Genomic DNA, 7290 nt, shown 5'->3' with positions numbered 1-7290 from the left:
AATTAAAAAACTATTTTCCTCGATTAAAAATTATCTTAATTGAGGAAAATTTCAGTACTTTAGAGGCAAGAAAAAAATATTTTGAAGCCTATCCACCTCGAGGTATTTCTAGACTTATCCCTCTATCCTTAAGAGTACCCCCTTGCCAATATGATGATTTTGTAGCAGTACTATTAGCAGAAAAGTATTTTAAAAATAAAAATAGTAGGGGCAGACCTTGTGTCTGCCCGTAAAAAGGCTCATTACATATTACTTATTACTGTATTTTGACGCGATATGCGATATGCGATATGCGATATGCGATACGAATAAATGGAGGTAAATACATTGACCAAAGTAAGGGTTTTTACTAATATTTTGAAGGCAAATGAAAATATTGCTCAAAAAAATAGAGAAATTTTTAATAAGAATAAGGTATATACGATTAATTTAATGAGTTCACCTGGGTCTGGAAAGACCAGCCTATTAGAAAGGACTATAGATTCACTAAAGAATGAATTAAGGATTGCAGTTATAGAGGGCGATCTTCAAACTACTAAAGATGCGGAGAGAATAGAAAAATATAATATCCCGGTGACTCAAATAAATACCGATGGAGCTTGTCATTTAGATGCTAATATGGTAGCTAGTGTATTAGATTCCTATAATTTTAAGGAAATAGATCTTTTTGTTATTGAAAATGTGGGCAATTTAGTCTGTCCAGCAGGATATGATTTAGGAGAAGAGGATAGAGTAGTGATGGTAAGTATTCCTGAAGGAGACGATAAACCAATAAAATACCCCTTGATATTCCATAATGCAAATGTATTAATAATAAATAAGATTGATCTATTACCTTATACTAATTTTAATAGGTTAAAAGTTAAAGAAGATGCCTTAAATATAAATCCCAATTTAAAAATATTCGAAATTTCTTGTCAGACTGGGGAAGGCTTAGAAAATTGGTTTATCTGGTTAAAAGAGCAGGTAAGTAAAAAGAAGAGGTGAAAATTAGAGAGAATATCATAATCAAAGGTATAGTTCAGGGGGTTGGGTTTCGCCCCTTTATTAAAAAATTAGTAAAACCTTTCCATCTATACGGGTGGGTGCTTAATTCTAACCAGGGTGTAGAGATTGAGGCAGAAGGAGAAGAAAAAGAATTAGATAAATTGGTCCAGGACATTTACGAGAAACTTCCCCCTTTAGCTCGTATCGAAAAGATGGAAATTACCAAATTGCCACTTTTAGGTTATAAAGGATTTTCCATTAAGAAGAGTATAGTTAAAGAAGAAGATAGTTTTGTCTTAGTTTCCCCGGATATTAGTATCTGTGAAGATTGTCTACAAGAATTATTTGATCCTCATAATCGACGTTTTCGTTATCCTTTTATAAATTGTACTAATTGTGGCCCCCGTTTTACCATTATAAAAGATATACCCTATGACCGTGAAAAGACTACTATGGGCGTTTTTAAGATGTGTCCTCAATGTCAGAATGAGTATGATAATCTGGAAGATAGAAGATGCCATGCTCAACCTAATGCATGTGCTGAGTGTGGTCCAAAAGTATTTCTTTACCGCAATAAAAGAAAATTAAAAAATATCGATCCTATAAAAGAAGCAATTAGATTATTAAAGAAGGGAAAAATTGGTGCAATTAAGGGATTAGGAGGTTTTCATTTAGCCTGCGATGCTACTAACCATAGAGCAGTATCTAAATTACGTCTTTTAAAAAATAGGGAGGCCAAACCTTTTGCTCTAATGTCTCTCAATTTAGAAAAGATTAAACAATTTTGTGAAGTTAAACCGGAAGAAGAAGCATTGCTGATCAATCGAGCTCGGCCCATTGTTCTTTTAAAAAAGAAGAAGGATAATTTAATTTCGCCAATGGTGGCACCAAACAACAATTATTTGGGAGTGATGTTACCCTATACCCCCCTTCATTATCTTTTATTAAAAGAAGAAATATTAGCTTTAGTTATGACCAGTGGTAACCTTGGAGATCAACCAATAATTAGTGATAATCAGAAAGCTTTAGAAAAATTAAACCAAATAGCTGATTTTTATCTTCTATATAATCGAGATATCTTTAACCGTTGTGATGATTCTGTAGTAAAAATTATAAATAATGATAAAGTGTTTTTTCGAAGGTCAAGAGGATATGTTCCTGACCCTATTATCCTTAACTTCCCATTAAAAGAAGTATTAGCTTTAGGTGGGGAACTAAAAAATACCATTAGTTTTTCTAGAGAAAATTATGTTTTTTTAAGTCAGTATTTGGGTGATTTAAAAAATGTAGATACTTTAAATTTTTTTAAAGAAGCTATAGTGAATTTGCAGAAAATATTTAGAGCCAACCCTGAAATTATTGCTTGTGATCTCCACCCTGATTATCTATCTACTCAATATGCAGAAGAAATAAGAGCTAAAAAGGGAGTAAAAATAGTCAAAGTTCAGCATCATCAGGCTCATATAGTAAGTTGTATGGCCGAAAATAATATTACAGAAACAGTGATTGGGGTAGCCTATGATGGTACAGGTTACGGAGATGACGATAATGTTTGGGGAGGAGAATTTTTAATCTGCGATTTAAAAAGATATTCCCGAGTAGGTCATTTAAAGTATTTTTCCTTACCTGGGGGAGATAAAGCTATTTTAGAACCCTGGAGGATAGCTTATAGTTATTTATATTCTATTTATGGCTCAAAAGCCAAGAAAATTAAAATAGATTTTAATCGTAGGATAGAGAACAAAAAATTATTGATCATCGAAAAGATGATAGATCAAAAAATAAATTCTCCTCTTACTTCAAGTTGTGGACGTCTTTTTGATGCTATATCTTCCTTATTAGGAATAAGAGATGAGGTAAGTTACGAGGGACAAGCGGCTATGGAATTAGAATCACTTTGTACGGTCAGAATTAAGGAGAGATATAAATTTAGTATTTATAAAGAAGGGGAGAAATTTATTATTGATCCTCAAGAAATTTTTATAAATGTAGTTAATGATCTTAAAAAGGGGATAGATAAAAGAGTAATAGCGGTTAAATTTCATAATACTGTTGCAGAATTTACAGTTGATTTATGTGGTAGAATAAGAAAAAAATCCAGTATTAATAAAGTTGCTTTAAGCGGAGGAGTATTTCAAAATCGTTATTTAACCGAGAAAATCATTTCTCTATTAAAAAAAGATGATTTTCAGGTGTATATTCAGAGAAAAGTTCCTCCCAATGACGGAGGAATATCTTTAGGACAAGCAGTAGTAGCGGGGAGTGAATAGCGTATAGAATACAGTGATAAGTAATGAGTAATGTGTGAATAGTGACAAGTTTCGGGTTACAGGTTACTTGTTACATATTACATTACATAGCTTATTGGTCAATCGGAGAATTGGTCAATCGATCAATTGGTGAATTGAATTAGAGGTGAAGAAAATGTGTTTAGCGATACCGGGAAGAGTTAAGAAAATATTTAATGACCATACCGCCGAAATAGAAATTGGGGGAATTATCAAAAGAGCAAGTTTAGATCTAATTCCCAAAGTTGAAGTGGGAGAGTATGTACTTTTGCATGCTGGTTTTGCTATTGAAGTAATCAATCAAATAGAGGCTTTAAAAATATTTGAGGCTTGGGAGGGTAAAATAGATTGAAATATATTGATGAGTATAGGGATAAAAGAATAGCTCAAAACATCTTACAAAAAATTAATATTATTTCCAAAAAAAAGGTAAATTTAATGGAAGTTTGTGGAACCCACACGGTAGCTATATTCAGAAATGATATCAAAAAAATATTACCTACCAATATTAATCTTATTTCTGGGCCGGGTTGCCCAGTATGTGTTACTCCCGTTTCCCATATTGATGAGATAATTAGTTTATCCCGAAAAGAAGATTTTATTATAACTACTTTTGGAGATATGATCAGGATTCCAGGTTCTACTTCTACTTTAGAGAAAGAAAAAACTAATAGTGCAGACATTAGAATTGTTTATTCTACTTTAGATGCTTTAAAAATTGCCCAAAATAATCCTTCCCAAGAGGTTATTTTTATGGGGGTGGGTTTTGAGACAACTTCTCCTACTATAGCCAGTGCAATATTAAAAGCCCAAGAAGGTAAAATTAATAATTTTTCTGTTTTGAGTGTAGCCAAGATTATGCCTCCAGTAATGAAAGCTTTATTAGAAAGTAAAGAGGTAAATATTGATGGGTTTATTTGCCCCGGACATGTAAGTGCCATTATTGGGAGTCAACCTTTTAATTTTATTGCTGCTCAGTATGGAGTTCCTTGTGTCATCTGCGGATTTGAACCATTAGATATTTTAGAAGGTATTTATATGCTTATTAATCAAATTGAAAATGATAAAGCAGAAGTGGAAATTCAATATAAACGCGTAGTTAAACCAGAAGGGAATAGGATTGCCCTAGAGAGAATTAATGAGGTATTTAAAGTGGTTGATTCTAATTGGAGAGGGATAGGCAATATCCACCATAGTGGTTTAGAGATAAAAGATAAATATAATCAGCATAATGCCAGAAGATTTAAAGTGGAAATAGAAGAAACTAAAGAAACAAGAGGATGTCGTTGTGGCGAAGTCTTAAGGGGAATAATTATTCCTCCTGAATGTCCTCTCTTTGGAGAGATTTGTACCCCTGAAGACCCCCAAGGTGCTTGTATGGTTTCCAGTGAAGGCACCTGTGCCGCCTATTATAAATACAGTAGGGGCAGACCTTGTGTCTGCCCGTAATAAGGCAGACCTTGTGTCTGCCCGTAAAAAGGTAGATCCTGTATCTACCTTTAACAGGTTTAGGAGATGTTGTCCATGAACATTAAAAATAAGAAGTGTAATCGTCAGTCTATTCGTCTTCATGGATACAATTATTCCTATCCTGGAGCATATTTTATAACGATATGTACCCCAGAACAGAAAATGTTGTTAAAATTTAAATATGTGCAGGTAATGATTCATTCTGTTTGGAATAGTTTACCCGATAGATTTCCTTCTGTAAAATTAGATGAATTTGTAATAATGCCAAATCACGTGCATGCAATTTTGTGTATAAATACAGTAGGGGCAGACCTTGTGTCTGCCCGTAATAAGGCAGACCTTGTGTCTGCCCCACCGCTTAGTCGTATTATTCAAGCATTTAAATCAATTACAACTTATAAATATATTTTAGGGGTGAAAATAAATAATTGGCCAATGTTCAATAAACGCCTATGGCAACGGAATTATTATGACCATATAATACGTAGCGAGGAATCGTTGAATTGCATTAGAGAATATATTATTAATAATCCAACTCGATGGGAATTTGATAAGGAAAATCCTCGGGGTAAAATAGATAAAAAAGAGGAAGATTTTTGGAAGGAAATACACTCTCAACCTAAAATTAGGGCAGACATAAAGTCTGCCCCTACAAGGCGTTAATAGCAAAAATCCAAGGAAATAAAATTAACGAATGGAAGGGAAAAAAATAATGAAGGAAGATAAAATATTGCTAAGTCATGGTAGCGGAGGTAAATTATCTTATAAGCTAATCAAGGAATTATTTTTAGCTAATTTTAATAATAATTATTTGAAAAAACTTGATGATGGTGCGATATTAAATATAGATGGATTAAATTTGGCTTATACTACTGATTCTTATACCGTGGACCCTTTGTTTTTTAAAGGAGGGAATATTGGAGAGTTAGCAGTTTATGGTACAGTTAATGATTTAGCAATGTGTGGAGCAACCCCTTTATATTTAAGTTGTTCTTTTATTATTGAAGAGGGGATGCCTTTAAGTTTATTAGAGAAGATTGTCTTCAGTATGAAAAAAGCCTCAGCGATTGCCAGAGTAGATATTGTAACTGGAGATACTAAAGTAGTGAATAAAGGAGCGGCAGATAAAATATTTATTAATACTTCAGGTTTGGGAGTAGTGGAAGATGGAGTAAATGTTTCTGGAAGTAATGCTCAATTAGGAGATATAATTATCATAAATGGTCCTATAGGCAATCACGGGATTGCGGTTTTATCAGAAAGGGAAGGCTTAAAATTTGAAACAGAGATCCAAAGTGATACTGCTCCACTTTCTTCTTTAGTCGCAGATATATTAAAAGTTAGTAAAGATATTCATGTCCTAAGAGATCCTACTCGGGGAGGTTTGGCTACTACTTTAAAGGAGATAGCTCTATCTTCAAAAGTAGATCTAGAAATAAATGAAGAAGATATCTATATTCAGGAAGAGGTAAGAGCAGCATGTGAAATATTAGGTTACGACCCCTTATACCTGGCCAATGAAGGAAAATTGGTAGCCTTTGTTCCATTAGAGATGGTTTCTGATATCTTAATAAAGATGAGAAAAAATAAATATGGTAAAGAATCAAAAGTTATTGGGAAAGTATTAAAAAGTTCAGAAGGAAAAGTTTATCTTAATACTATCATTGGTGGAAAAAGAATAGTCGATATGCTAACTGGTGAACAATTGCCCAGGATATGTTAGTCAATTAACCTATTCCCCAATTCACTAATTCACCAATTAAAATTAGATAGCATACTAAAGATGATAATTTAATAGCAGGATTTTTTTATAATTCGTCGAATAAAATGTATAATAAATAACGTATAAGGAGCAGCATATAGAAATACAGTGATAGGTAATATGTAATGAGTAATGAGTTAATGTTTTAAGTTTAAAAAAAACAGATTACTTTTCACATATTACAGATTACACGACTTGCTGGAGGACCGGGAAACTTGCTAATTAAACTAATTGGGTAATTGGCCAATAGGAGAATTGGTGAATTGATATATTGGTAAATTTTTATAAAGGTGGTTATAAATATGAAAGATAAAAAGGAAAGTGCTTATGTTAGATTAGCACGAGAGACAATTGAAAATTATATAAAATATGGAAATATAATTTCTCCTCCCCAAGATTTACCTGAAGAGATAATAAATCAAAAGGCTGGAGCATTTGTTTCTCTTAAAAAATATGGAAATTTAAGAGGATGTATCGGTACTTTTTTACCGACTGAAGAAAATATAGTTGCTGAGATTATCAGAAATGCTATTAGTGCAGCTACTGGTGACCCTCGTTTCCCTCCAGTAACGATTTCTGAATTAAATGATTTAACTATTTCAGTTGATATTTTATCTCCTCCCGAAGAAGTTGAGGATATCTCCCAACTTAACCCCAAGAAATATGGGGTAATTGTAAGTAGCGGTTTTAAAAAAGGATTGCTATTGCCTGATTTAGAAGGTGTAGATACAGTAGAGGAGCAGATTGATATTACTAAACGTAAAGCGGGTATTTATCCTGGTG

7 protein-coding genes and 1 pseudogene are annotated in these 7290 nt (G+C 33.0%); all 8 read left to right on the top strand.

All coding sequences use genetic code 11. The features are described 5' to 3' along the window. Nucleotides 1-233, top strand: a pseudogene (locus tag COZ07_RS01400) (resolvase); the annotation flags it as partial. A 94-nt stretch (nt 234-327) separates the two neighbouring features. Further along, nucleotides 328-987 (top strand): hydrogenase nickel incorporation protein HypB, encoded by a 660-nt coding sequence (gene hypB, locus COZ07_RS01395; protein ID WP_406606814.1) that lies wholly within the window; start codon nt 328-330, stop codon nt 985-987. Further along, nucleotides 984-3257 carry a carbamoyltransferase HypF gene (gene hypF / locus COZ07_RS01390; RefSeq protein ID WP_406606813.1) on the top strand — a complete coding sequence of 758 codons (2274 nt, stop codon included), beginning with the start codon at nt 984-986 and terminating at the stop codon, nt 3255-3257. The genes hypB and hypF overlap by 4 nt, the downstream gene beginning before the upstream one ends. A gap of 154 nt (nt 3258-3411) precedes the next feature. Continuing rightward, a complete protein-coding gene (locus COZ07_RS01385) occupies nt 3412-3627 on the top strand; it encodes a HypC/HybG/HupF family hydrogenase formation chaperone (protein ID WP_406606812.1) in 216 nt (71 codons plus the stop codon). Further along, nucleotides 3624-4724: a HypD family hydrogenase formation protein gene (hypD, locus tag COZ07_RS01380; protein ID WP_406606811.1), complete on the top strand. Its 1101-nt coding sequence runs from the start codon at nt 3624-3626 to the stop codon at nt 4722-4724. Before COZ07_RS01385 ends, hypD begins: the two co-directional genes overlap by 4 nt. Before the next feature lie 75 nt (nt 4725-4799). Then, complete coding sequence (locus tag COZ07_RS01375) at nt 4800-5408, top strand: transposase (protein ID WP_406606810.1); 609 nt, start codon at nt 4800-4802, stop codon at nt 5406-5408. 49 nt (nt 5409-5457) lie between these two features. Then, entirely contained in the window at nt 5458-6468 is a 1011-nt protein-coding gene (gene hypE / locus COZ07_RS01370) for a hydrogenase expression/formation protein HypE (RefSeq protein WP_406606809.1), read from the top strand. A gap of 341 nt (nt 6469-6809) precedes the next feature. Beyond that, the coding region (gene amrA / locus COZ07_RS01365) for an AmmeMemoRadiSam system protein A (RefSeq protein WP_406606808.1) at nt 6810-7290 on the top strand (481 nt) is incomplete at its 3' end.

It is taken from the genome of Candidatus Infernicultor aquiphilus (genome assembly GCF_002784285.1).
Classification (GTDB): Bacteria; Atribacterota; Phoenicimicrobiia; order Phoenicimicrobiales; family Phoenicimicrobiaceae; genus Infernicultor; species Infernicultor aquiphilus.
This window is presented reverse-complemented; position numbering and strand designations above follow the sequence as displayed.